Source organism: Streptomyces sp. AC627_RSS907 (assembly GCF_019049165.1).
Window position 1 is genome coordinate 1 of sequence record NZ_JAGMUE010000516.1, and the last position, 555, is coordinate 555.

At 70.5% G+C, this 555-nt stretch carries 1 protein-coding gene; it reads left to right on the forward strand.

Features of this window, described 5'->3' with window-relative positions; genetic code table 11:
* Positions 1–423: sensor histidine kinase KdpD (locus KUM32_RS36775; protein WP_217146220.1), on the forward strand; the 423-nt coding region annotated here is incomplete at its 5' end.
* Positions 424–555 lie beyond the last annotated feature (132 nt).

Sequence of the window (555 nt, forward strand, 5' to 3'; positions counted from 1 at the left end):
CTGTTCCTCATCAAGGTCGTGGAGCCGCTGCCGGACCTGTGGGCCGATCCGGACAAGGTCGACCAGGTGCTGGGCAACCTGCTGGAAAACGCGGTGCGGCACGGCGAGGGAACCGTCACCATCGAGGTGACCCCCACCGTCGTCACCGCCCAGCCAGAAGGGTCAGCCGTGGACTCCGCAGCCCAGCCGAGCACCGCCGTCACCATCAGCGACGAGGGCTCCGGGATCCCCGAGGAGTCCATGGGGCGCGTCTTCACCCGCTTCTGGCGCGGCAGCAAGCGCGGCGGCACCGGGCTCGGGCTCTACATCGTCAAGGGCATCGTCGAGGCGCACGGCGGGACCATCACGGTCGGCCGCTCCAGGGCCGGCGGCGCCGAGTTCCGATTTACCCTGCCCGTGGGGGCCCCGGCCCACCTGGCCTGACCACCGTCGGGCGGTGGCCCGGCGACCCCTACGGGCTCGGACGAGTACACCCGCCCCGTAGACTCGACCTTTGGCACCTTTGGCACCACCATCGTCGGCTGAGCCACACGTGCTCGGCATCCGGACGAGATC